Annotated in this window: 20 protein-coding genes; 16 read left to right on the top strand and 4 right to left on the bottom strand. The window is 61.4% G+C overall.

Annotation, left to right across the window (positions count from 1 at the left end):
* Positions 1-35 precede the first annotated feature (35 nt).
* Complete coding sequence (locus tag NKI22_RS21540; RefSeq protein WP_352815138.1) at positions 36-725, bottom strand: haloacid dehalogenase type II; 690 nt, start codon at positions 723-725, stop codon at positions 36-38.
* 426 nt (positions 726-1,151) lie between these two features.
* Between NKI22_RS21540 and NKI22_RS21535 the strand changes: the two genes are divergently transcribed.
* Entirely contained in the window at positions 1,152-2,528 is a 1,377-nt protein-coding gene (locus NKI22_RS21535) for an aspartate aminotransferase family protein (RefSeq protein ID WP_352639339.1), read from the top strand.
* A 331-nt stretch (positions 2,529-2,859) separates the two neighbouring features.
* On the opposite strand, the gene NKI22_RS21530 is transcribed toward NKI22_RS21535, so the two are convergent.
* Both NKI22_RS21530 and NKI22_RS21525 read right to left on the bottom strand, forming a co-directional pair.
* Positions 2,860-3,336: an Lrp/AsnC family transcriptional regulator gene (locus tag NKI22_RS21530; protein ID WP_023718597.1), complete on the bottom strand. Its 477-nt coding sequence runs from the start codon at positions 3,334-3,336 to the stop codon at positions 2,860-2,862.
* A 10-nt stretch (positions 3,337-3,346) separates the two neighbouring features.
* Entirely contained in the window at positions 3,347-4,420 is a 1,074-nt protein-coding gene (locus NKI22_RS21525) for a tartrate dehydrogenase (RefSeq protein WP_352639340.1), read from the bottom strand.
* An 846-nt stretch (positions 4,421-5,266) separates the two neighbouring features.
* Between NKI22_RS21525 and NKI22_RS21520 the strand changes: the two genes are divergently transcribed.
* The 5 genes from NKI22_RS21520 to NKI22_RS21500 all read left to right on the top strand — a co-directional run bounded on the left by NKI22_RS21520 (position 5,267) and on the right by NKI22_RS21500 (position 11,928).
* Entirely contained in the window at positions 5,267-6,931 is a 1,665-nt protein-coding gene (locus tag NKI22_RS21520) for an ABC transporter ATP-binding protein (protein WP_023718595.1), read from the top strand.
* Positions 6,932-6,954: 23 nt separating this feature from the next.
* Entirely contained in the window at positions 6,955-8,625 is a 1,671-nt protein-coding gene (locus NKI22_RS21515) for a peptide ABC transporter substrate-binding protein (protein ID WP_352639341.1), read from the top strand.
* A gap of 78 nt (positions 8,626-8,703) precedes the next feature.
* Positions 8,704-9,654 carry an ABC transporter permease gene (locus NKI22_RS21510; RefSeq protein WP_023718593.1) on the top strand — a complete coding sequence of 317 codons (951 nt, stop codon included), beginning with the start codon at positions 8,704-8,706 and terminating at the stop codon, positions 9,652-9,654.
* Between the two features lie 32 nt (positions 9,655-9,686).
* Entirely contained in the window at positions 9,687-10,565 is an 879-nt protein-coding gene (locus NKI22_RS21505) for an ABC transporter permease (protein WP_031193877.1), read from the top strand.
* 112 nt (positions 10,566-10,677) lie between these two features.
* Positions 10,678-11,928 carry an NAD(P)/FAD-dependent oxidoreductase gene (locus NKI22_RS21500; RefSeq protein ID WP_502897710.1) on the top strand — a complete coding sequence of 417 codons (1,251 nt, stop codon included), beginning with the start codon at positions 10,678-10,680 and terminating at the stop codon, positions 11,926-11,928.
* Between the two features lie 278 nt (positions 11,929-12,206).
* Here the strand turns inward: NKI22_RS21500 and NKI22_RS21495 are convergent, their stop codons facing one another.
* Positions 12,207-13,145, bottom strand: a complete 939-nt coding sequence (locus NKI22_RS21495) for an ornithine cyclodeaminase family protein (protein ID WP_352639343.1) — start codon at positions 13,143-13,145, stop codon at positions 12,207-12,209.
* Between the two features lie 121 nt (positions 13,146-13,266).
* On the opposite strand from NKI22_RS21495, the gene NKI22_RS21490 reads away from it, so the two are divergent.
* The 10 genes from NKI22_RS21490 (at position 13,267) to NKI22_RS21445 (ending at position 23,758) form a co-directional block, all read left to right on the top strand.
* The gene (locus NKI22_RS21490) at positions 13,267-14,304 is read left to right on the top strand and encodes a GNAT family N-acetyltransferase (protein WP_245278565.1); all 1,038 of its coding nucleotides are present in this window, start codon (positions 13,267-13,269) and stop codon (positions 14,302-14,304) included.
* Between the two features lie 11 nt (positions 14,305-14,315).
* Entirely contained in the window at positions 14,316-15,494 is a 1,179-nt protein-coding gene (locus NKI22_RS21485) for an alanine racemase (RefSeq protein WP_352958882.1), read from the top strand.
* Between the two features lie 59 nt (positions 15,495-15,553).
* A complete protein-coding gene (locus tag NKI22_RS21480; RefSeq protein WP_352639344.1) occupies positions 15,554-16,828 on the top strand; it encodes an NAD(P)/FAD-dependent oxidoreductase in 1,275 nt (424 codons plus the stop codon).
* A complete protein-coding gene (locus NKI22_RS21475; protein ID WP_352639345.1) occupies positions 16,825-18,279 on the top strand; it encodes an aldehyde dehydrogenase family protein in 1,455 nt (484 codons plus the stop codon). The genes NKI22_RS21480 and NKI22_RS21475 overlap by 4 nt, the downstream gene beginning before the upstream one ends.
* A 335-nt stretch (positions 18,280-18,614) precedes the next feature.
* Complete coding sequence (locus NKI22_RS21470) at positions 18,615-19,937, top strand: NAD(P)/FAD-dependent oxidoreductase (RefSeq protein WP_352639482.1); 1,323 nt, start codon at positions 18,615-18,617, stop codon at positions 19,935-19,937.
* Positions 19,924-20,067 (top strand): hypothetical protein, encoded by a 144-nt coding sequence (locus NKI22_RS21465; protein ID WP_352639346.1) that lies wholly within the window; start codon positions 19,924-19,926, stop codon positions 20,065-20,067. The genes NKI22_RS21470 and NKI22_RS21465 overlap by 14 nt, the downstream gene beginning before the upstream one ends.
* Positions 20,068-20,365: 298 nt before the next feature.
* A complete protein-coding gene (locus tag NKI22_RS21460; protein ID WP_352639348.1) occupies positions 20,366-21,010 on the top strand; it encodes an NADPH-dependent F420 reductase in 645 nt (214 codons plus the stop codon).
* Positions 21,003-22,502 carry an aldehyde dehydrogenase family protein gene (locus tag NKI22_RS21455; protein WP_352639349.1) on the top strand — a complete coding sequence of 500 codons (1,500 nt, stop codon included), beginning with the start codon at positions 21,003-21,005 and terminating at the stop codon, positions 22,500-22,502. The genes NKI22_RS21460 and NKI22_RS21455 overlap by 8 nt, the downstream gene beginning before the upstream one ends.
* Positions 22,499-23,269: a type 1 glutamine amidotransferase domain-containing protein gene (locus tag NKI22_RS21450; RefSeq protein WP_352639351.1), complete on the top strand. Its 771-nt coding sequence runs from the start codon at positions 22,499-22,501 to the stop codon at positions 23,267-23,269. Before NKI22_RS21455 ends, NKI22_RS21450 begins: the two co-directional genes overlap by 4 nt.
* Before the next feature lie 144 nt (positions 23,270-23,413).
* Positions 23,414-23,758: a hypothetical protein gene (locus tag NKI22_RS21445; protein WP_352815140.1), complete on the top strand. Its 345-nt coding sequence runs from the start codon at positions 23,414-23,416 to the stop codon at positions 23,756-23,758.
* The last annotated feature ends 50 nt before the right edge of the window (positions 23,759-23,808 follow it).

Below are 23,808 nucleotides of genomic sequence, written 5' to 3'. Positions count from 1 at the left end.
CTCAGTCTGGCGCGACTGCGCCAGCAAACAGACGTTCAGGCGAATTCCCGAACGGGCTCCAGTCCGACGGCGCCGGCCAGACCGCCGATATCCTTGATTTCGGTATATTCGTAGAAGGGGTTTGCAGGCTCGTGGCCGCGGTTCACCCAGACCTTGCTCTTGATACCGAGATCATAGGCGGTCATGAGATCATAGCGAAATGAGGACGACACGTGCGTAATGTCCTCCGGGCCGCAGCCGAGCTTCTCGAACATATATTCGAAGCCCTTCATCAAAGGCTTGTAGGCGCCGGTCTCCTCGGCCGTGATGACCATGTGGAACGGTGCGCCGAGTTTTTCCACGTTCGACATGATCAGGCTCTTCATGGAGTTCGACAGGATCACCAGCGGGATTTCCTTGGCGACCTTGGCCAGGCCCGCCGGGACATCCGGGTGCGGACCCCATGTCGGCACTTCCGCATAGATGCGCTGGGCATCCTCGGGCCGGAATGCGACGCCGTTGCGTTTGCAGGTCCGTTCCACAGAATTGTGCACGACCTCGCTGTACGGCTTCCAGGCGCCAAGAACCTCATCGAGGCGATAGGCGGAGAAATCCCTGATGAACTGCGCCATCACAGCTGGGGAGAGCTGCGCGCCGTATACGCGTCTCGCCGCGCCGGCCATGTCGAAGTTGGTCAGTGTACCGTAGCAGTCGAAGGTGATGTATTTCGGTCTGAACTGGGTCATGGGCGTCGATCCTTCCAATCCTGTCGGCACTGCGTGCCTTTAACAGCAAGGATCATAATGAGAACCGGAGAAGACTAGTCGCCGCATTTGATGCGCCCTGAAGCAGATTGTTTTGTATTGCGTGAGAGGTTTGGCAGAGAGTTGCGCCTGAGTTCGTTCGAGCTTCGGCGGGAGCGCGACCCTTCAGCCGTGCGTCGGCATTAGATGCGGCGCCGGCGGCAAAGGAAAGTCAAAACGCCTATCGCTCAGGTTCTGGTCGGGAGGAACTGCTGTCCTCGGCAGCCTATCTTGGACCTAGAGAATTCAGGCCCGGAATGAACGTGACCGCGTAGCAGATCACGCTGGAAAACGAGCTGAAGGACGAAACCACACCACACCCGACTTATGCTCTCGTCAGTCAGGCACTACGCTGAATCGGAGGAAGAAATGCTGGCAAACTCACTGATCGAACTCGATCGCGCACATCTGGTTCACCCGTTTTCATGCTATCGGAGCCACGAGGAGACGGGCGTGCGGGTGCTCAAATCCGCCAAGGGCGCAACAGTGACCGACGCAAGCGGGAAGACCCTGCTGGACGGATTCGCCGGTCTATGGTGTGTAAACATCGGATACGGCCAGGAAAGCGTCGTTGAAGCAGCCGCAAAGCAGCTAAGAGAGCTTCCCTATGCGACGGGATATTTCGGGCTGGGATCCGAGCCGGCCATTCGCCTTGCTGCCAGGCTCGCCGAACTAGCGCCCGGCGATTTGAACCATGTCTATTTCACGCTTGGCGGCTCCGACGCAGTCGACAGTACGATCCGCTTCATTCGCTATTACTACCATGCCACGGGTACGCCGCAAAAGGACCAGTTCATCTCGGTCGAGTATGGCTACCATGGATCCTCGACGGCAGGGTCAGGTCTGACCGCGATCCCGGCTTTCCATGCGGGTTTCGGCGTGCCATACGACTGGCAGCACAAAATTCCTTCGCACTACGCCTATCGCAATCCGGTCGGTTCCGACCCGCAGGCGATCATCGATGCATCGGTCGCGGCCCTGCGGGCCAAAATCGCGGAACTCGGCGCGGGCCGCGTTGCGGCCTTCTACGCCGAACCCATCCAGGGTTCGGGCGGTGTCCTCGTTCCACCGACGGGTTGGCTGAAGGCTCTGCACGCCGTGTGCAAGGAACACGACATTCTGTTCGTTGCCGACGAAGTTATCACTGCCTTTGGCCGTACCGGCCCCCTCTTTGCCTGTGAGGAAGACGAGGTCGTACCGGATTTCATGACCACGGCGAAGGGACTGACCTCGGGCTACGTGCCGATGGGCGCCGTCTTCATGTCGGACCACGTCTACAATACCATCGCGGACGGAGCCGGCAAAGCGGCCGTCGGCCATGGCTATACTTATTCGGCCCATCCCGTGAGCGCGGCGGTCGGGCTCGAATGCCTGCGTCTCTATGAAGATGGCTTGCTCGAGAATGGGCGCAAGGCCGGGAAGCGCCTGATGGAAGGCCTTCGCTCGCTCGCCGACCACCCGCTGGTTGGCGACATCCGCGGTCGCGGCATGCTGGCAGCAATCGAGTTGGTCACCGACAGGGAGCGCAAAACGCCGCTGCCGGCGGCGGCCGATCCGGGGCGCCGCATCTTCGAGCGCGCGTGGGCGAACGGCCTTGTCATCCGCTCCTTCAACAGCGGCATCCTCGGCTTTGCGCCGCCGCTCTGCTGCACCGAGGACGATATCGATGGAATCCTCGAACGTACCCGAATGACGCTGGATCAAACCCTCGAAGACAAGGACGTTCGGTCAGCGATGAAGGGATGATCATTGCCATCGCCGAAGCGACCTCGGTCACTGCGGTAGACGCCTAATGCATGTCGCGCAAAAGTGTGCAGCGGTTTTGCGATAACGACATGCATCAAAACAAGAACCTAAAGAAAACAAGAACCTAAAGCGCGTCGCACGAGGCCGGTTGAACGCGACGCGCGTTAGCGCCCCGAAGCAAATCCTCAGGTGATGCCGCCGTCTGCCAAGTGCAAAGCAATTTGCCGGTATGTGGAATCTCTTGCCGTTGCACAAGCGCAGCGACAACAGCAACAGCAACAGGGAGCGCTGGCGCGCGGCTCTCCAGGTCCAAGACTGCGGAGCAGCTTTCTCATTTGTCGAAAATGATGTCGAGAGGCAAATGGGATTTCACGATTGGGGACTTCAGCACGACGAAGCTGAAATATTTGTCGATTCCGATATCCAATTCGATCATGCGCTCCATGATCGTCTGGTACTCGCTGATGCCCGCTGTGACAAACTTCACTAGGTAGTCGTAACCGCCTGAAACCAGATGGCATTCGATGACAGAATCGACTTTCTGAATTGCGGTGAGAAATCTCGCGAAGTCGTTCTGTTGATGGTGCTTGAGCGTGACTTCGGTGAAGATCGTTAGAGTCTGTCCGAGCTTGGACACGTCGATCTGGGCGGAATAGCCGGTGATGAAGCCTTCCGCCTGAAGCTTCTTCACCCGCATCAGGCAAGGGCTCGGCGAAAGGTTGACCAGGTCGGCTAGCTCGACATTCGTGACCCGCCCGTTCTTTTGCAATTGGGATAAGATCTTGATGTCGATCTTGTCGAGCTTCATTGGAAACCTGTCACACGTTCGAACCGCGGATCGTCCGGCAGACGGCGTCCGTCACTTCCTGCGTGGTCGCTGTCCCTCCCACGTCGGGCGTCAGCACCCCTTCACTCGTCGCCGTTTCCACAGCGCTCATCAACCGGACGGCCGCTGCGCTCTCGCCCAGATGTTCGAGCATCTGGGCAGCGGTCCAGAAGGTGGCGACCGGGTTGGCGATACCCTTGCCGGCGATGTCGAATGCCGAGCCGTGAATTGGCTCGAACATCGAGGGATAGCGCCGCTCGGGATCAATGTTGGCGGTCGGTGCAACGCCGAGACTGCCCGCGAGCGCGCCTGCAAGGTCCGACAATATGTCGGCGTGAAGATTGGTGGCGACGATCGTATCTAGGCTCCGAGGTTTCAACGTCATACGCACTGTCATAGCATCGACTAGCATCTTGTCCCACGCGACGTCGGGGAATTCCCGCGCCACCTCGGCTGCGATTTCGTCCCACATTACCATGCCGTGACGCTGCGCGTTGGATTTCGTAACAACAGTCAGGAGCTTTCGCGGCCGTGACTGCGCCAGCCGGAATGCATAGCGCATGATGCGGGTGACGCCGACGCGCGTGAAGATCGCGACCTCGGTTCCGACCTCCTCGGGGAGGCCGCGATGGGCGCGGCCGCCGTGGCCCGAATACTCGCCCTCGGAATTCTCACGCACGATCACCCAATCCAGATCGCCAGGGCCAACGCCCGCCAGCGGCGAAACAATCCCGGGCAATATCCTGGTCGGCCGCACGTTGGCGTACTGATCAAAGCCTTGGCAGATCGGCAGCCGGAGGCCCCAGAGCGTGATGTCGTCGGGCAGATCGGGAGCGCCTACCGCGCCAAAGAAGATGGCGTCGAAGCGCTTCAGTTGCGCCACTCCATCTTCGGGCATCATCCGACCATGGGCCTTGTAATAGTCTGAGCCCCAGTCGAAGTGCTGGACGCGCAGCTTGAAGTCGCCGCAGCGCTGCTGCAGCACCTCAAGCGCCTGGAGACCTGCGGCAATCACCTCCGGGCCGATCCCGTCGGCAGGAATGGCGGCAATCTCATATTCGCGCATCGTTACTTCCCTGTTTTTGGTGCTGGCCGCCTCGTGACCTCAATCTCGTGCGCGACCGATTGTACCTTGGCAAGACGGTCTTCTCAGAATTCAGTGACCTGGCCCCACGCCACGGTCTTCAGGCGCTTCGGTCAACTAGGACGCGGATCGACACTGGTCTCGCTGCCCAAGCGCAGCCTAGCGTATGGGCCTCAGCCGTAAGCCGTGAACTTTGTACGAGGGCGGAACATCCTGCCGTTTGAGGCATGAAAGACGGGCAATTGTTGCGACGAATGACCGGTTGGGTCGCACCTCACCTGCGGAGTCGATCATACACTCATTGCATCGGATCGACCCCGGATGAGTATGAGGGTGACACGGTAATGAAGTTTGCTTCCTACTGGCCCGATACTTCGGTTCCATTGGCGGATCCGTGGCCGATCCGGTCTCGGGGGATTTCGAGGTGGCCGTGATTCACACCGGCAAGCCATGGTTTCCTCCCATGCCTCCCACGGTAGGCACATACTATCGTCTGAAGGATGCGGTCGCGTGACCCGGGCGGCGGAAAACGCGCAGAGTGAAATGCCAAATTTGGCCTCCTTTGCAGAAGTTCCTGCTGCCTGCGTGCTAAGTTTCAACGACTCTGCCGGCCAGAAGGGGTCACACTCATTGTCGACTAAGGTCCGTTACTCCCCGGACATCCGCCAAGAGGCAGGCAGGCTCCGCAGGGCCACGACAGGGAGGCTTGAAAGTGAGCCGGAGAGCTCACGATAGGGAACAGTTTGACCGATTGATCGCCACGAGGCGGAGATCGAAAACGCAATCCGCAGCGGGCTAAAGAGCGCGGCTGAGAAGGGAGAGGTCTCGATGATCGCCAGCATCCAAGCTGTAGCTCCTCATGAAGTTGCGCTTTCGGTGCGCGACCTGACCGTAAGCCTGCCGGCCGGCATGGAGCGGGTCCATGCGGTCGAGAATATCTCGTTTGATCTGAAACGCGGCCAGATCCTCTGCATCATAGGCGAGTCCGGATCGGGTAAGTCGGTCACGGCGAACGCGATCATGGGGCTTCTGCCAAAGGTGATCCGCCTCTCATCGGGTGTCATCCAGCTGGAGGGGATGAACATCATCGGCATGTCGCCAGACAAGCTGCGCAACCTGCGTGGACGGGTCGTGTCGATGATCTTTCAGGATCCGCTCTCAGCGCTCAATCCCCTGATGACGGTGGGCGCGCAGATTGACGAGGTCATGGCCGCGCATGGCTTCGGTACGCCACAAACCTGCCGCAACCGCGCCGTTGAGCTGCTCACTGAAGTGGGCCTACCAGATCCCCAACTCATGTATCACCAGTATCCTTTCCGGCTTTCGGGCGGGCAACGGCAGCGCGTCATGATTGCCATGGCCTTGGCGCTCGAGCCGACGGTGCTGATCGCCGATGAGCCAACCACCGCCCTCGACGTCACCACCCAGGCACAGATCCTGCAACTGATCAGCGACATTCAGCGGCGCAAGGGCATGAGCGTGATGTTCATCACCCATGATTTCGGTGTGGTGGCAGAGATCGCCGACAGCGTCGTGGTGATGGAAAAGGGCCACATCGTCGAACAGGGTAGCGCCGAGCAGGTGTTGAAGTCGCCCAAGCATCCTTATACCCGGCGCCTGATCGCGGCCGTACCGCATTTGACCGGCGAAGATCGCCCTCGTCTGGAGTCGGCCAGCAAGGAGCCGATCCTGAAGGTTGAGGGTCTGGTGAAGACCTATCGTGGTGGCAGCGCGCTGTTCGGCGCGCAGCGGACTGTGACAGCGGTGAACGAGGTCTCGTTCGAACTCGCGCCCGGCCGCACGCTGGGGGTCGTAGGCGAGAGCGGTTCGGGAAAGTCGTCGCTGGGCCGGCTGTTGATCAAACTGCTGGACAGCGACGGCGGCGGGATTTTGTTCGAGGGATCTGACATAGCCAAGCTTTCCGAAGCGAAGTTCCGCCCTCTTCGACCGCGGATCCAGATGATCTTCCAGGATCCCTTCGCGTCGCTGAACCCACGCTCAACGGTTGGCCACATCATGACGGTAGGGCCGGTGGCACACGGGATGCCTTATGCCCAAGCGCGCGAGGAAGCGCGTGCGCTCCTGGCTCATGTCGGTCTCGATGCCGGCGCCTTTGGCCGCTATCCGCACGAGTTCTCGGGTGGGCAACGCCAGCGCATCGGCATCGCTCGTGCGCTGATGTTCAAGCCGAAGCTGCTCATTGCCGACGAGGCGGTCTCCGCACTCGACGTCTCGATCCAGGCGCAGATCCTGCAGCTTCTGGACCAGATCCAGCGCGAGACCGGCGTGTCGATGGTTTTCATCACACACGACCTGCGCGTCGCCAGCCAGATCTGCGACGAAATCGCTGTGATGCAGAAGGGCCGGATCGTCGAGCGCGGACCGCCCTCGCAGATATTCCTGAACCCGCAAGCAGCCTACACGCGCCAACTCGTAGCGGCAATTCCAGGAGAGCGGCCGGGCAATGCCCGTCCAGTTGCAGCAAACGCATAAGAAATAACAAGAGAGGAACTACCATGACCAGAAATTCATCGACTACGTCCAACTACTCGAGGCGCGAAGCGCTGCGACTGATGGCGATAAGTGGGGCTGCAGGCCTCATCGCGCCCAACCTGCTGGGCAAGCCCGCCTTCGCCAAGACCCCTCCTGCGGGCCCGGCCGGTCGCGTCGTCGTCGGCCTCTCGCAAGAGCCGACCGTGTTCAATCCGTTGATGGCGCATATCGAAGTCGATGACGCGGTCCATTTCTCGGTTTTCGACGCGCTGGTCCGCATGGATCCCCAAGGTGGCCTACATCCAAACCTCGCAGCCGAGGTGCCAAGCCAGAAGAATGGCGGCATTTCGGAGGACGGTCTCAACTGGCGCATCCGGTTGCGTGACAATGCCCGCTGGCACGATGGTGAGCCCTTCACGGCCGAGGACGTGAAATTCACCCTTGAGCTCATCACGAACCCGAAGTTTCGCGCTTGGCGCACGAGCGGCCATTCGCTCGTGCAGGACATCACAGTGGTTTCGCCCACCGAGATCACTTGGCGGATGAAGGAGGCTTTTGCGCCCTATCTTTCGTTCTTGGCCGAAACCTTCATCGTGCCCAAGCACATTCTGGAGAAAGAGGCCGATCCGAATACAGCCGCGTTCAACCAGGCGCCAGTCGGCACCGGCGCATTCAAATGGAGCCAGCGCGTCGCGGGCGATCATATCGAGCTCGTCGCCAATCCTGAGTACGCGGGCGAGGGCCCCTATATCGAGCAGCTCATCTTCAAATACATCCCCGATATGACGGTGCTCTACACGCAGTTCAAGAGCGGCGACGTGGACCTGGTCGATCAGTCGTTCATCACCGCCGACCATTATACTGAAGCCCGCGAACTACCAGACCGCGTGGTGACACTGGAGACAGGAGCATCCTTGGAGTCGATCTACCTCAATTTGGGCCGCCCGCAGTTCAAGGAGTTGGCAGTGCGCCAGGCGCTCTACGCCGCGTTGGACAGGAAGGCGATCGTCGACACGATCTATTACGGCGTGGGCACTCTCACCGAGACCTTCATGCCGAAGGAGTCCTATTACTACGACCCGAACCTGCCGGTTCAGGAGTTCAATCTGGACCGGGCGCGCCAAATCCTGGATGAGGCCGGCTGGGCGCCGGGGCCGGATGGAATCCGCGCCAAGGATGGGGTGCGACTGTCCTTCTCCAACTCAACAACTTCTGGCAACAACCTCCGCGAGCAGACGCAGCAGTTCCTGCAGCAGACGTTTGCCGAGATCGGCGTCGAGATGACGATCTCGAATTTGCCGGCTGCAGTCATGTGGGGCGAGTTCTGGCTGAAGTCGCAATTTGACACCGCCATGGTGGGCGTCACCTATCTGATTGCCGCGGACCCCGACGCCACAAACCGGCTCCATACGAAGGCAATCGCCGCTCAAGGCGGACACGGTTCGAACACCGGGCAATATTCCAACCCTGAAGTCGATGCCCTGCTCGAAAAGGGTGCTCGCAGCTTCGATCCGGAAGAACGGCGCGGGATCTATAATCGCGTGCAGGAAGTGGTGCGCCATGATCTGCCCTTCCTGCCGCTGTTCGCGTACACAATCGTCCTTGGGCGCAAGAAAGGGTTGGACGGCTTCGAGCCCAACGCCAACACCCGCACCGCGTCGTGGGATGCCGCGGCCTGGCAGTGGAAGGCCTAATCCACGCAGTTGCCGCCGCCCGATCCACTGCGGCGGCGGCAACACACTAAGATCATCAACCCACAATGGAGGACTCGGATGCGCGGCTTCCTGCTCAATCGCCTCTCGCAGAGCCTGGTGCTGCTTGTGATCGTCTCGATCATCGGCTTCGGCATTCTGAACCTCCTCCCCGGCGGCCCCCTGGCACAATTCGGACTCGATCCCGGAATGACCCAGCAGGATATCGAGCGCCTCAAGGGGCTGCTGGGCCTTGATCGCCCTATATGGATCCAATATCTGGACTGGGCATGGCGGCTGGTGCGGGGCGACTGGGGTCACTCCTTCCGCGACGGAGCGCCGGTATTGGAGATCATTGGCAGCCATCTGTTCGCCACGCTGCTGCTGATGGGGTCCTCAACCGCGATTGCGATCTCCATTGGCGCCTGGATTGGAATTCGGGGCGCCACGCGCCGCTACTCACTATTCGACTATCTCGCAACCGTTGGCGCCATGGTCGCATTGTCGGTCCCTACCTTCTGGTTCGGCCTCGTAGGCATCTACATCTTTTCCTTGAAGTTAGGCTGGCTGCCCGCGGGCAATATGTCCGAGATCGGCGATAGCTCGATCCTGGGCTATCTCCACCATCTGATCCTGCCAAGTGTCGTATTGTCGCTGGTCCATGTCGCGATCTGGAGCCGCTACATGCGGACGGCGACACTCGACGCCATTAGCCAGGACTTCGTTAAAACGGCTCGGGCCAAGGGGTTGAGTGAACGCCGGATTCTGATGAAGCATGTCGTTGGCAACGCGCTTTTGCCGATGATTACCTTGGCCGGGATGCAGCTTCCCAGCATTCTGACCGGCGCGCTGGTGACCGAAACCGTCTTTACCTGGCCGGGAATGGGACGGTTGTTCCTCGATAGCCTTGGTTACAGCGACTATCCGGTTGTGATGGGGCTACTGATGTTCTCCGCCATCCTCGTTCTGCTTGGAAACCTGATCGCCGACATTGTCGTCGCTATTGTCGATCCGCGCATTCGTCTGGCCTGAGCGCGCAACTTCCCCGACAGGAGACAGCCGATATGACCGCTCTCACCGCAAATGCAGCTCCAAGCCGATGGAGAAACAACCGCGCGGCACTTCGTTTCATGCGGCATCGCTTGGCGCTGCTCGGGTTGGCGATGATCATCTTCCTGAGCCTCGCTTGCGTCCTCGGCCCCCATCTCCTGCCTTATGACTCCCTGTACATCGATCTGCGGGCCCGCTTTGCCCCGCCGCTCACGGGTTATCACTTTCTAGGTACCGATCCGCTCGGCCGTGACCTTGCGGCAAGACTCTTGATGGCGGGACGAATCTCGCTGCTGGTGGGTTTCTTCGCCATGGTGTTGTCGACGCTCATCGGCACGCTGGTCGGCGTGATTGCAGGCTATCGCGGCGGCTGGGTTGGGGCGGCGCTGATGCGCACGGTCGATGGATTTCTGTCGTTCCCATCGATCTTTCTGCTGCTGGCGCTGGCTGCGGCACTGAAGCCCAGTCCTGTGATGATCACCATCATTATCGCCCTCACCAGTTGGATGGAGGTTGCCCGCATCGTCGAAGCGGAGGTCCGCTCGTTACGCGAACGCGAGTTCGTCCTGGCTGGCCGAATGCTGGGGCTGAGCGGCACGCACATCATGTTCCGCGAGATACTGCCCAACGCAATGGGCCCGATTATCGTCGCTTCCACCTTGACGGTCGCGCGCGCCATTCTCATGGAAGCCTACATCAGCTTCCTCGGCTACGGGATCCAGCCGCCACTGCCCAGCTGGGGCAACATGCTCAATGGCGCCCAGCAATATCTGGGCAGCGCACCTTGGCTGGCAATCATTCCCGGAGCTGCAATCACCATCGCGGTAACCAGTTTCAATTTCATTGGTGACGGACTGCGCGACGCGCTGGACGTACGAGATGACCATATTTGAGGTACCGCGACCGATCGCTTTCTTAATCCCTGGAACATCAAGAGAAGTCAGTCACGTGCACGAGCCCAAAATCGAGAAGAACACGCCCTATTGGTGGGAAGCGGCGCCCGTCATGCCGCTGCCGCGGAAGCCCCTCGCAAAAAAGCTTGACGTGGCAATTGTCGGCGCCGGTTATGCCGGGCTTTCGGCCGGGCTTGTGCTGGTGCGCGAAGGACGCTCGGTCGCAGCCTTTGATACGATGAATCCGGGCGAGGGTGCTTCTACACGCAACGGCGGAATTACCAGCGGAAGCATCCGGCCGGACTATGCCACGATCACCCGGCGCTTCGGTGAAGAGAAGGCCATGGCGATCGAGGCCGAGGGCAAGATCGCGCGCGAATTCCTCTACGACTTCATCAGGACCGAAGGGCTGGACTGCGACTTCCGACTGGTTGGCCAGTTCAAGGGCGCTTTTGGATATCAACAGTATGAGAAGATGGCGCGCGGCGCCGAGACGCTGGCGAAGAAACTGGGGATCGAGTCCTTCGCCGTTCCGCATGCTGAGCAGCGAAATTATATCGGAACCGATTTCTACCGCGGCGGAACCGTTCGGATGGACATTGGCGCGCTGCACCCCGCAAAATTCCACGCTGAACTCCTGCGGGTGGCGCTCGCATCCGGGTTGACGGTCCATTCGCATACAGTGGTCAAGTCGATCGAGAGGAATGGTTCGGGGTTCCGCGTCGCGACTTCGGCAGGGACGGTGGATGCACTGCAGGTTCTGGTCTGTACCAACGGCTATACCGACGGCGCCGCTCCCTTCCTTCGGCGCCGCCTGGTTCCGGTCCGCAGCCGGATCATCGTGACCGAGGAACTTGCGCCCGATGTCATGGCGCGACTGATGCCGAAGCTGATGACGATCACCGAGAACCGGCAACTCGGTTTCTATTATCGTCCCTCGCCCGACGGAAAACGCATTCTGCTGGGGGGACGTGACAGTTCTCGCGTCGGCGACCCGGCGGCGCCGAAACTTCTCCTACGCAAGGGCCTCGTGAACCTTTTCCCCGAGTTGGAGAACGTGCGCCTTTCGCATTGCTGGTTCGGCAATGTGGCGATGAACCGAGACATGCTGCCCCGCATCTTCGAAAAGGACGGTATGGTCTATGCAACCGGCTTCTGCGGTTCGGGCGTGGTCTGGGCGCCATGGATCGGTATGCGTGCGGCGCACAAGCTGATGGGGCATGGCGAGCAGTCGCGCACGGCGTTCGACTTTCGACCGCCTTCGGCCATCCCGCTCTATCGTGGCAATCCGTGGTTCATGCCGGCGATTATCCAAGGCTATCGGTTGCAAGACCGTATCGCCTTCTGGCGCGCCAGCCGCTGATCACCGGAAATATCAGGACATTCTCCAGGTTGGATTCGGCCTGGATTGTAGCTGCCCTACCGTGGCTGGAAAGAAAGCATCACCGAACTGCGACACGCGCCCATTCCGATCGCAATCGGTTTTGCGACATCCGGGGCGATCCGTGGTTCATGCGGGCAACCCTTGGCGTATCCGCCGCTGACACGACTGCAGACTCGCGCGGGACACGTTGTTGCCGGAGAGCACTCAAGCAGGGCGGAAAAATCCGTCGGGGCCGGGACCTATCGGTGCGAAGCTGATCAGGGTTGGGACGCCTTTGCGCGGATCAGCGCGTCGGCCATGTAGAGGTCCTGTAGGGAAATACCGGAACTGTCGAAAACCGTGATCTCGTTGTCGAAATGGCGTCCGGGGGCACGCTTTTCAATGACGTCGCCGATTGGTGTTACCGCAAGCACGCCGGCGTCGATCTCGTCGCGCACGTGTTGGAACTCGCCGATCTGGACGGACTGGGAAAGCAGATCACAAAACAGACGTGCCTTGGGAAACAATTCGCTCGGCAATTCGCGCTTGCCTGGAACATCCGACCCCATGCTGGCGATATGGGTTCCGGGTCCCACCCAAGCGGCATCGAACAGCGGTTCGCGTGAGGGCGTCGCAGTCACGACGATGTCGGCCGCGCGCACGGCGTCTTCGGGCACGGCAGCGCGCGCATCCAGGCCTCTTTCGCCGATCTGATCGACAAGAGCGTCGCGTCGCGACGAAGGCCGGGCGACGACCAGCACGGTTTCGATTGGGCGGACGCGTGCCAGCGCCATCACTTCGAAGCCCGCCTGGTTGCCGGCGCCGAATATCGCCAGAACCTTGGCTTGCTTGCGCGCAAGAAGATCGGCCGCGACCGCGTCGGCGGCGGCCGTCCTGTAGGCGTTGACCTTCCCGGCCTCGATTACGGCGCCGAGTCGACCTGTATGCTGATCGAGCAGCACGATGGTGGAGTTGTGGCGGGGAAGGCCACGTGTCGGGTTGCCCGACCAGAAGGAGCCGATTTTCACTCCGGTCAGGTCGTCCGACGAACCGGATTTGATTGAGAAAGTATTGGTCGCATCATGCGTGCGCCCGAGAACAGCAGGAAAGACCCAATTCTGCCGCGATGCTGATGCCACGAGAGCCTGCCGCGCCGCCTCGAAAGCAAGTTCATGCGTGACGAGGGCGGCTGACTCCTCTTCGCTGATGTAGATCATCCAAAATTCCTCCTGAGCATCAAGCGTTTCATCGCCGGGGAGTGTTGCGGCTATGCCATTGCCATTGGGGATCGTGCGGACGTGACGCCGATCGCGGGCAACCACGAAGCGGCGATTCAAAGTGCCAGGTATTCCTCGCCTGATTTGCGCGATTTGGCATGCCGAGGAACTGCTTAAAACGAACAATCCCGCTGATTTGAAGGGGCAAAACAGCAGCGAAATCTGTCCGCCGGGCGCGACTCTAAGGTCCGACTTCAATCCGACTCTGGATCAAGTGACAGCGTTGCACCTTATGACCGTTGAGCATGACAGAGATATCGTCAGCGCCCCGACCGAGCTGATGAAATTGGAAACCCGCCATTTGCCGGGCGCGCTGAAGCTGTCGCAGGAGATGGCCTGGCCCTACCGCCAGGAGGATTGGGAATTTGCCCTGATGGTCGGCAATGGCCTGGTCCTCGAGAGGGCAGGACAGGTGATTGGCACGGCCATGTCCTGGAACTACGGACATTCCTATGCCACGGTCGGGATGATCATAGTTACTGGCTCCGCGCAAGGCGGTGGCAACGGCGCCCGGCTCTTTGATGGATTGCTTGAGGCGACACACGGCCGCAACGTGCTGCTCAACTCAACCGAAGAGGGGCTGGCGCTCTACAAGCGACGCGGCTTCACTGCCTGGGGCACGGTGCTTCAGCACCAGGGCTCGCTGACTGTCCCCGTGACGCGGAGTACCGGCGACGACATCCGTCAAGCGACAGCCTCCGACCTCACGCCGATCCAGGCCTTCGACGAATCGGCCACGGGCATGCCCCGGCTGGCGATGGTGGCTGCGCTCGCCGATGTGGGCAACGCACTGGTCATTGAGCGCAGGGGACGGATTGCAGGCTACGCTATCGCGAGGAGGTTTGGCCGCGGCTATGTGGTCGGCCCTTGTGCAGCCGAGAGCGACCAAGACGCGCGGCTTCTGATCCTGGCCCAGCTTTCGAAGCTTCACGATCAATTCGTTCGCATCGACGTCTATGCCGAGGATGGATTGGGTGACTGGCTTGAGAGCCTTGGCCTTCAGCGGTCCGGCAGTGCGACCGCCATGGTCAAAGGGCAACGGCCCGCCGTCGAGGGGCCAGCCCATATATATGCATTGGCAAACCAGTCGTTCACTTAGGAAATGAGATGATGAACAAGGTGGCGGCAAACCTGGCAGTGAGCGAGACGGCTAGGACGATCGACGCCTTGGTCACCCCGGCGCTGCTTCTGGACCGTGGCCGGCTCGAGCAAAACATCCAGGGTCTGGCTGGGCGCGCCAAGAAGCTTGGCGTGGTGCTGCGCCCGCATATGAAGACGGCCAAAAGCATCGACGTCGCCCGATACGCGTTCCACCGCGAACCCGGTCCGATCACGGTTTCGACCATCGCCGAGGCGGAGTATTTTGCGGGCCATGGCTTTCGAGACATGACCTATGCGGTCGGCATCTCGCCGGCCTCGGCCATGCGTGCCATGAAGCTTTGTCGCCGAGCCGGCGCTGATGTGAAGCTGTTGCTCGATTCCGTGGAGCAGGCCGACGCCCTGGCCGGCGTGCGCGAAGCCACCGGCATGACGCCATCTGTTTTCATCGAACTGGACTGCGATGACCATCGCGGTGGCTTGAAGCCGGACGACCCGAAGTTGCTCGACGTGGCCAGCAGGGTCGTCGCTGCCGGTGCCAACCTCGCCGGCGTCCTCGCCCATGCAGGCGAGTCCTATGGCTTGAACACGCCCGATGCGCTGGTCAAGGCAGGCGAGAACGAGCGTTCAGCCACCGTTCGCGCCGCTGAAATCCTGCGCGCCCATGGCCATGCCTGCCCGATCGTCAGCGTCGGCTCGACGCCGACAGCGCATTTCGCCGACAATCTTGATGGAGTCACCGAGCTGCGCGCTGGAGTCTACATGTTCTTCGACCTCGTCCAGCACGGGGTTGGGGTCTGCAACCGCGACGATATCGCCATTTCCGTATTGGCCACGGTGATCGGCTCCAAGCCGGAAAAGGGATGGGTGCTGGTTGACGCCGGGTGGATGGCGCTTTCGCGCGACCGGGGAACCGCAAACCAGCAGATCGACCAGGGTTACGGGGTGGTCTGCGACGAAAAGGGACAGGTGCTTGAAGATGTGATCGTGGCCCAGGCCAGCCAGGAACACGGCATCCTCGCCATTCGTGCCGGTTCTGGAAAGTCCATGCCCGAGTTGCCGCTCGGGTCTCGGGTCCGGATTCTGCCCAATCATGCGTGTGCGATGGCCGCCCAGCATGATTTTTACAGCGTCGTCAACGGGGACAGCCCCAAGATTGAAGCGCGCTGGGAGCGGATGCGCGGCTGGTAGGCGCGCGCAACTATGCCTCGGATGTCGCCCCACTCCAATCAGCACTGGTGGTTAAGAAAATGAAGTTTACTTCTTACTGGCTGGATACGTCTCAGCCGTTCAGTGAACGGTCGTCCAAACCGCTCGAAGGCCACTACGACGTGGCGATTGTGGGCGGCGGCCTGACCGGCTCCTCCGCCGCGCTGGCCATTGCCAAAAAGGGCGCCAGGGTTGCCCTGTTGGAGGCCGAAACGATCGGCAACGCCGCGTCCGGCCGCAATGGCGGGATGTGCAACAACGGCTTTGCCCAGAATTATGCAATCATGGCTGGCAAGCACGGCAAGCCCGCCGCAAATGCGCTCTACAAGGCTTTCGACGCTGGCGTCGATATGGTCGAGCGGTTGGTGCAGGAAGAAAAGATCGACTGCAGCTTCTCCCGCGTCGGCAAGCTCAAGCTTGCCGCCAAGCCCGAGCATTACGACATGCTGGCGCGCAGCCAGGAACTGCTGGCGGCCAATGTCGATCCCGAAACGAGGATGATCGCGCGCGACGACCTGCGAACCGAAGTCGGCACCAACCGCTACCATGGCGGGCTGCTCTTTCCCAAGAGCGCGGGCATGCATGTCGGCCGGTTCGTCCGGGGCCTCGCGACCGCCGCTGCCCGGCGTGGCGCAGACGTCCATGAACGCTCGCCCGTAATGGCGATGCGCAAGGTTTCAGGCGAGCATGAGGTAACGACGCCAAAGGGCAAGATCGTCGCGCGGCAGGTCCTGTTGGCGAGCGGCATTTCCCAGGTTGGTCCGCTCGGCTGGATCCGCCGGCGCATGATCCCGGTCGGCGCATTTCTGATCGTGACCGAGCCGCTATCGCCCGACCACCTTAAGCGCCTCATGCCGACCGGGCGCATGGTCGTCGACACGCGCAATCTCGTTGTCTACTGGCGGCTCACGCCGGACAATCGCCTTCTGTTCGGCGGGAGGGCGCGCTTTGCCGTGTCCAACCCCCAATCCGACGAAAAAAGCGGCCGGATACTCAAGGCGGCGATGGTCGAGGTCTTTCCGGAACTGGCCGGCACCCGCATCGGCTACTGCTGGGGCGGCATGGTCGATATGACCCGCGATCGCCTGCCGCGGGCCGGAGAGCGCGATGGCATCTATTACTCGATGGGCTATAGCGGACACGGGACCCAGATGTCGACGTTGATGGGCACCATCATGGCCGACGTCATGGACGGGCGCCCCGAGCTCAATCCCTGGAAGGATTTCGACTGGCCAGCGATCCCCGGTTATTTCGGGCGCCCCTGGTTCCTGCCGATTGTCGGCGCCTACTACCGCATGAAGGACCGTGTAGGGTGATGACGCCTCTCGAACACCTGGTCCGCAACGGCCACCTGGACAAGTTCTTCATCGACGGTCAATGGGTTGAGCCGAGCGGCACCGCGACGGGCGTCGTCGTCAATCCCGCCACAGAAGAGGTTGTGAGCCAGTTTCCGCTTGGAAATGGCAAGGACGTTGACGCGGCCGTTGCAGCGGCCCGCCGGGCATTCGCCACCTGGAGTCGGACCACGCCAGAAGACCGCGCGGGTCTGCTCGATCGCCTGCAAGCGCTGCTCGAGGCGCGCGGCGAACTGCTGGCTCAATGCCTGAGCCTCGAAATGGGCGCGGCGATCGGCTATGCGCGCAGCTCGCAGGTGCCGCTGGCGATCACGCATGTTAAGGTCGCTCGCGATGTGCTGACAGACTTTCGCTTCGTCAAGCAACGGGGGCAAACCGCCGTCACCCACGAACCGATCGGTGTCTGCGCCTTGATCACTCCGTGGAACTGGCCACTTTACCAGATCACCGCCAAGGTTTCGCCGGCGCTCGCTGCAGGCTGCACGATCGTGCTGAAGCCGAGTGAGCTTTCTCCCTTGGACGCCCTGCTGTTCGCCGAGGCAATCGAGGAAGCCGGCTTCCCTGCCGGGGTTTTCAACCTCGTGCAAGGTGATGGTCCAGGCGTGGGTATGGGTCTCGCCTCCCATCCGGATGTCGACATGATCTCCATTACCGGGTCCACCCGCGCGGGCATTGCGGTGGCCCAGGCGGCAGCGACGAGTGTCAAGCGCGTCGCGCAGGAGCTGGGCGGCAAGTCGCCGAACGTGATCCTGCCGGACGCAGATCTCGATCGCGCCGTTTCTCTGGGCGTATCCGCCGCCTTCCGCAATCTCGGCCAGTCATGCAGCGCCCCGACGCGCATGATCGTGCCACGCTCGCGGCTCTCCGAGATCGAGGCAATCGCCAAAAGGGCCGCAGCCCATATTGTCATTGGCGATCCTCTTTGCGAAGCCACAACTCATGGTGCAATCGCAAACCGTGCCCAATTCGACCGCATCCAAACCATGATCGGCGTCGGCATTTCTGAGGGCGCCAGGCTCCTCACCGGCGGACGGGGCCGTGCGCACGATCTGAACGTCGGGTTCTATGTGAGGCCGACCATCTTTTCCGACGTGCGCACGACCATGCGCATTGCCCAGGACGAGGTCTTCGGGCCAGTTCTCTGCATCATCCCTTATGACACAATCGAGGAAGCCGTCACCATCGCCAACGACACGGTCTACGGTCTGGGGGCTCATGTGCAGGGCCAGGATGTGGACGCCGTCAAGGACGTGGCCTCGCGGATCCGCTCCGGCCAGGTGCATCTCAACTACCCGGCCTGGGATCCGCACGCCCCGTTTGGCGGTTTCAAGCAGTCCGGAAACGGACGCGAATATGGCATCGAGGGCATGTTGGAGTATCTCGAGGTCAAATCCATCCTCGGCTATTTCTAGGCAGGCGGGCCTACCGTTGCGAAAAGGTCGCTACCGTCGCGCTGCCGGGCCGGGGCAACACAATCGCGGCAGCGCCGCAGCTGGCGGCATCTTGCTGGAGTCCACGATTTCCCCATTGAGCCTGCCAAGGACCGTGGGAAAGACACGAGGCGCAGCGATTTTTCGGCAGTCCACGGAGCACCAGGACAGTTCGAGTGGGAAAACTGACACTACGAAAGAAGCGCGCGTTCCGTGTCACGATATTCGGCGCAAAATACCGAAAATCGGCGCCAGTCGGAGCATTTCTGCGGCACCAATCGCCGATACTGCTAGCTCCATTGATCGCCGAGGCCGCCATGTCCCCTGTTATCCACCAAATCAGTAGCGATAAAGCGCTACCCGAGTCAGGAGACGTCGTGGTGGTCGGCGGCGGGATTGTCGGCGCCAGCGCAGCCTATTTCCTGGCGCGGCGCGGCCTGTCGGTGGCGCTTGTCGAAAAGGGGTATGTCGGCTGCGAACAGTCGAGCCGGAACTGGGGCTGGTGCCGTCGGCAGAACCGCGATGCACGTGAGTTGCCGCTTGCCAATCTGTCGATGCGCCTGTGGGAAGAGCTCACCAAAGAGATTGGGCACGACCTTGGCTTCCGCCGTTGCGGGCTCACCTATGCGACGAACGATCCGAAGCGGCTCGCCGAATGGGACAAGTGGCGCGAGGTTGCGCGGCGGTTCGACGTCAATACGCGGATGCTTACCGCCGACGAGGCTGCTGCCGCCGTTCCAGCGGCGGGCGGCAAATGGCTGGGCGGCGTCTACGCAGCAGACGATGGCAAGGCCGAACCCTGGCTTGCCGCCCCTCGGATCGCCGAGGGCGCGCGCAAGCATGGCGCGACTATTCATCAGAACTGCGCGGCACGCGGCCTGGATATCACCAATGGGCAAGTGAGCGGCGTCGTCACCGAGAAAGGCCTTATCCGCACCAGCGCGGTGCTATGTGCCGCCGGCGCCTGGGCTTCTGCTTTCCTGCGCATGCATGCGGTTTCGCTGCCGCAGGCCAGCGTCCGTCAGACCGCCTTACGGACCGCTCCTGCACCGGATTTTGGCGAGGCTGTCTATACTTCCGACTTTGCCATGACGCGCCGGCTCGATGGCAGCTACACGATCGCGGTCAGCGGCAGGGCGACCCTCGAGATCACGCCGCAGGGGATCCGCTATGTCCGCCCGTTTCTGCCGATGTTCATGAAACGGCTGAAGGCCGTCGAGATCGGCATAGGCCGCTCGCTCTTCCAGGGCCCGGAAACACTCCGTCGCTGGCATCTCGACAGGCCGACCCCCTTTGAGCGAATCCGCGTCCTCGATCCTGCGCCGGACAAGCGGATGGTGGCAACCATTATGACGCGGGTAAAAGCCCTGTTCCCCACCGTTGCCGATGCCGGCGTCGTGTCCTCTTGGGGTGGATATATCGACTCCACACCGGACGCCGTACCCGTGATTTCACCGGTGGACAGCATCGGTGGAGTGTTCGTCGCCGCAGGCTGTTCCGGACACGGCTTCGGCGTCGGCCCTGGAATTGGCCATCTGGCGGCGGATCTGGTCGCAGGTGACGCGGCAAGCGTCGACCCGACTCCATTCCGCTTGTCGCGCTTCACGGACAAATCGAAAATTCAAGTTGGCGACTTCTGAGCGCAATCTGAACCGTTTCGTGATCGCTCTGGCCGATGCGGTCGCACAGGTGCATCGCAAGGAGCTCGCGCTGCAGGAGCTGACGGTCGCGGATACGTGCGGCCAGGTGATCAGAGGATGGGCGAGATGATCCGTGATCTTCCTTGCAACTATGCCGCGGTCCTTCTGGCAAATCACGGCTCGGAATTGCAGCCCAAGACCTGGAGCGCGCCGTCGACGGAGCCGAGGAACTGGAAGAAACCGCCAACGTCTGTTGCAAGGCGCCGGAAGAGGATTCTCACGCGGGACCAGGTTGATGAACTGGTCCAAACATCCAGTTCCGCCGCCGATCCATGTGACGAGTGCGCCCGATCGTGCAAGGGCAATTCGTGAAATAAGCGCGACTGCAATGGTGCTAGGCAAGCCCGACCGCGTGTCGGGAGGCAGTTGTGAAAGTTGCGATCATCGGACCAGGCTCGCTCGGCAAGGCCTTGGCGAAATGTCTTGGCCTCGCCGGGCACGAAATTCGTCTCAGCTTCAGTCGCGACGAAGGCAAGTTGCGGGCAATCGCGGCAACCCTCCGTGTCGGCTTCGGTGCCCCTGACGAAGTAGCGAGATGGGCCGACGTAATTGCCCTGGCGACGCCATGGCCGGCTCTCGAGTTGGCGATGGACGCGCTTGGCGATTTGTCCGGCAAGATCGTCTGGGACAATACGAATGCAGTCGCGCCTGACCTTTCCACGATGCTGCTAGGCACTACGACGTCGGTAGGCGAGGAGGTTCAGAGGCGCGCGCGGGGCGCGCTTGTCGTCAAGTGCATTCCGACCTTTGCCGAATTGCTTGACAGGGGTGATCCGCGTCTCAACGGCGATCCGGTGACGAGCTATGTCGCCGGCAATGACGCAGATGCCAAGGCGGCGATTTGCCGGCTTCTCGCCGATCTACCGACAATGCCGGTCGATGTCGGCGATCTCACGGCCTCGCGCCTGATCGAGCCGATGATGCTGCTATTGGTCCAACTCGCCTATCGGCGCGGGATGGGGCCGAGAATTTCCTTCAATCTCATTCGACAGGACGGACCGGTTCATGACTGACTATCTACCCGCGCGGCGCAAGGCGATTCCAGTAGGACGTCTGCTGATCGATGGCCAATGGCGCGATGCTGTCAGTGGCGAGACGTCGACGACTTTTGATCCGACCACGGAGGCGGCGATCACCAATATTGCGAAGGCTGGCGTCACCGACACAAGCGATGCCGTCGCGGCCGCGCGGCGGGCTTTCGAGCAAGGACCCTGGGCGCGGATGCATCATGAGGAGCGCGCGAAGGTCCTGTTCCGCATCGCCGATCTGTTGGACGAGCGCGCCGAGGATTTCGCGGTGCGCGAGGCGATGGACATGGGTATGCCCTATCGCGATTTCCGCGATATCATCATGCCGCACTGCTCGGGACTGTTCCGCTTTCATGGCGGGCTCGCCATGAGCGCAATGGACGGCGCCTATCGTACCAGCTACGAACCAAATATCAGGATCCTGACGCGGCGTGAGCCGCTCGGCGTGGTCGCTGCGATCACCCCGTTCAATTTTCCCCTCGCGTTGTCCTGTTCGAAAATCGCGCCGGCACTCGCGGCGGGTAACACGGTCGTTCACAAGCCTGCGACCGACACGCCCCTGACGGCCCTCGCCTTGGCGCAAGTCATCCTCGACGCGGGCGTACCGCCAGGCGTCTACAATCTCGTCACCGGCCCGGGCGGCACCATCGGCGACGCGCTGGTCAACGATGCCCGCGTCGACAAGATCGCCTTTACCGGGTCGACCGCCGTCGGCCAGGGCATCATGCGCAACGGTGCCGGGACGATGAAACACCTGACGATGGAGCTCGGCGGCAAGAGTCCCAATATCGTTTTCGCCGATGCCGATATCGATGCCGCGATACAGGCAGCCTTCTGGGGCATCTTCTGGAACAAGGGCGAAGTCTGCGTGGCCGGATCGCGCCTGCTGGTCGAACGCGCCTGCTATGACGAGGTCGTCGAGAAGCTGAGCGCCATGGCGAAGTCGGCGACGCTCGGCGATCCGCTGGACCCTGCGACGATGATCGGGCCGATCGCGTCGCGCGGCGAGTATGACAAGGTCTTGAGCTATATCGAAGAGGGCAAGCGCACCGCGCGACTGACCGCGGGCGGCGGCACCCGCCAGGTCAACGGCAAGGGCCTTTTCGTCGAGCCGACTATCTTCGCCGGTGCGACCAACGACCTAAGGATATCGCGCGAAGAGATTTTCGGCCCCGTCCTGCCGGTGATTCCATTCGACAGCGAGGAGGACGCGATCCGGATCGCAAACGACACGAGCTACGGGCTCGCCTCGGGCATCCAGACCAGCGATCTCGGCCGCGCCTTGCGGCTCGCCGACCGGATCAAGGCAGGCACGGTCTGGCTGAACTGCTGGCACAAGTACCATCCTAATGCGCCGTTCGGAGGCTTCAAGATGAGCGGCTATGGCCGCGAGCAGGGCCGCGAGGCGTGGGAAAGCTACACCCAATACAAGACGATTTGGGCGAATCTTGGCGAACCAGTCGAGATGGCGCGATGAGCGTGCGTGATCCCAACCCACTCGACCCGCTGCATCCAAAGCGGGTCGCGATGGTCCTTTCAAACCCGGCTGTATCAACCACCACAGGCTGGCCGGTCGGGTTTTGGTGGAGCGAGTTAACTCATCCCTGGCTCGCCTTCACGGAGCGCGGATACGAAGTCGCGATCTTCTCGCCTGAGGGCGGCAAATGCGAGGCGGATGCGTTGAGCGACCCGCGTGATCCGTCCGGCTATTCGGATACGGATCTGATCTCGCTCGGTTTCCTGTCGACGCCGAAACTGGCGGCGCTGGTGGAGACGACCCGGCCCATCGCAGAGCTGTCGTTCGACGCGTTCGACGCGATCGTCGTCGCTGGCGGCCAGGCGCCGATGTTCACCTTCCAAGGCGCGACTGAGTTGCAGCGGCTGTTCGTCGCCTTTTTTGCGGCCGGCAAGGTCGCGGCCGCCTTGTGTCATGGCGTCGCGCTGCTGCGCTACGCGCGCCTCTCAACCGGCGAGCTGCTGGCCAAAGGGCGCACTGTCACAGGTTTCGCCAATGTCGAGGAAGACTTCGCCGATAATGCCGTCTGGGAGATGGGCGCGCTGCCGCACGGTACGCATCTGATGCCATGGCGGATCGAGGATGAGATGCGTGCGCTCGGCGCGAACTATATTCAGGCCGGGCTGTGGCGCGATTTTGCCGTGCGCGACGGCAATTTGATCACCGGCCAGCAGAACTTCTCCGGAGCGGCGACCGCCCGTCTTGTCATCGAGGCGCTCGGTGGCTGAGGACCAAAGGCCGCTCCTGTGGGTGAACTTCGGGAGTCAAACTCGCGGTCAGGACAGCGATGCCAAACGACATCGGCCCAATAGATTCGGGGCCCGTCCAAGAACTCCACTTCAAACAACCACTATCAGCAGCGAGGATGACCCATGGCCGTAGTGACGACACTTGATATTGCCGGCCTGACGGCCGAAGATTATAGCCGCATCCTCGATCGGATCGGCGTGGAGAAACGGCCCGCTGGCGGCATCTACCAGCACATCGCGCATGCCACCGACGATGGCTATCGCATCATCGAGATATGGGACGACAAGGCAGGCCTGGAACTCTTCTTGCAGGACACATTGTTTCCCGCCGCACAGGAACTGCAAATTCAGCGTGAAATGACCATTATGACCCAGTCACTGCACAACATCTTTGTGCCCCGGATCGGTGACCTGACTGCCCTGGCAAATGATGCCCCTGGTGGACCAGTCAAACGGGCAAAAGTGTAGGCGTCAAGGATCGAGGATGCGGCGATCGATCATCGAAGTCCTGGAGGAAC

The organism is Mesorhizobium sp. M0778, assembly GCF_040320105.1.
GTDB lineage: Bacteria > Pseudomonadota > Alphaproteobacteria > Rhizobiales > Rhizobiaceae > Mesorhizobium.
This window is presented reverse-complemented; position numbering and strand designations above follow the sequence as displayed.